Source organism: Vibrio anguillarum (assembly GCF_001989995.2).
GTDB classification, from domain to species: Bacteria; Pseudomonadota; Gammaproteobacteria; order Enterobacterales; family Vibrionaceae; genus Vibrio; species Vibrio anguillarum.
Map to the genome: position 1 here is coordinate 1 of NZ_JAHGUP010000163.1, position 1,819 is coordinate 1,819.

The window sequence follows — 1,819 nt, forward strand, 5'->3', positions numbered from 1 at the left end:
CGTCTGGCTATCATGGGGATTGAATCATGAAATTCGCCTGTATGGACTGTGGTACTAACTACGAATCTCCGGTCAATTGCTGCTGTCCTGACTGCCGCTCAGGTATGCTTTACCAGCTTAATATGGACAACGTTCAGGTCTTCGGGAAAAAGTCACAAGGTCACAAAGTACAATCTGACTATGTGTATCGCCCTAAAAAATCCGGCCTACGCCCTGAGTTTGTTAATCATACCGTTAACGAATACACCTTTATCGAGGACTACGAGCAATCACCTGTGATTATCGATTACCTCTGTTTTACCATTAAATTGGCTGACCTGCGTCACTGCAAAAAAGACGCGCCCTACTCTGGTATTCACTTTCCTGAGGCTCCTAAGTTCTCACAACATCATGCGAAAACGATTGATGATATTGAGGCTTATAACCGCTACTTCCGCGAAGTGACAATGGATTACCTACAAGAAACGTTAAGACGTTTTATTCAATACGTGCTTGGTTTTAACTACGGCTCACCACGTGGTAAAGGCTTCCAGTTCTACGAGGATTCGTTTGTTTTAACTTCCGAATATGGCGATGACTATTGCGGCCAAGTTGGGTTTGGCGGAAATCGCGACACTGTGCATTTTCAGATTACAGGCCACGGCTGCAAGCATCTGTTTGCTAATCGCTCTTGTCGTTTCTTGCATCATTGGATTTCAACGGTTTTATGCTGTAAGCAACTCTCGCGTATTGATTTAGCCTTTGATGATTACGATGGTTTACATACTTGTGAGGCTGCGGAAAACGTTTCGCGTCTCGGTGGCTTTAAGCGTTCTCGTGGCTTCAGTCCTAAAGTCTCCAATGGCGATGAGTGGGATTGGGACGAAAACGGCAATAAAATATTTTCTCGTGAAGAGCGCAATTTTGGCTCCCGTCAATCACTCGTATATTGGCGCGTTTATAACAAGAAATTAGAACGTAATATTACGGCTGAGGATTTTTCGTGGTATCGCTCCGAGGTTGAATTAAAGAAATGGGACACGGATATATTATTAAACCCTGTCGGGGGCTTTGTTGCATTAAATGCTTATGCCGCCTCTTTACTCTCAAATACCGTTGAGCCTGTAATAACAAAAACTAAATCTAGAAAGCGCGTTGCTTGTGATGTATTAGCTGCGTCTTATTGGGCTAAGCGACAATATGGCCGCTTGGTTAATTCTTTACTTGAACTTTATCAAGGCGACTTTGAAAAAGTTGTCACCACCTTGGTTAGGGACGATACGGTTTTATTGTATCCCTCTATGCACCGAAAATTAATTAATGCTTTGGAGTAAATTACTATGTCTCGTCCATCTATATTTGTATTGGGTATTTCATTTTTCAAAAACGATTTTAAAGGCGAATTCGCACAACTTAATATTTCGCGTCCTCTAAAGCCGCTTAATATTGATAACGACAAGTTTAAAATGACTCGTCGTACTGTTGGTGAATCGGGTGAAGTCTCCAAGTATGACCAGCCGCTAATCATTGACTTTAACTATGCGCTTGAGCTTGAGCGTGTTGGTGCTCTCGTTCCACGCCGTGAGTATGAAGTGGATTTAGGCTTAAATATGGATGACCCTCTTTCGGGCTCTATCGTCACGAAATTAATCCCAGTGGATGAAGAGATTAAAGCCCACTTTAAAGTGTGTGGTTTAATTAAATAATGTCTAACTGCGTAATACAATACAACGGCTATTTAATGCTTGCCCCACAAGGGTTTGATTGTACTTACGTCATATTAACGCCTAGTGAGTTGGAACAATTACAAAGCAATTCGCTAGGTTCGTTAACTATCGAC

General features: G+C 42.2%; 2 protein-coding genes. Both read left to right on the forward strand.

Annotated elements, in window-relative coordinates; all coding sequences use genetic code 11:
- The first annotated feature begins 26 nt into the window (after nt 1-26).
- Nucleotides 27-1,313 carry a replication initiation factor domain-containing protein gene (locus tag PL85_RS18085; RefSeq protein WP_234921350.1) on the forward strand — a complete coding sequence of 429 codons (1,287 nt, stop codon included), beginning with the start codon at nt 27-29 and terminating at the stop codon, nt 1,311-1,313.
- A 6-nt stretch (nt 1,314-1,319) separates the two neighbouring features.
- Entirely contained in the window at nt 1,320-1,685 is a 366-nt protein-coding gene (locus PL85_RS18090) for a DUF1293 family protein (RefSeq protein ID WP_115340203.1), read from the forward strand.
- Nucleotides 1,686-1,819 lie beyond the last annotated feature (134 nt).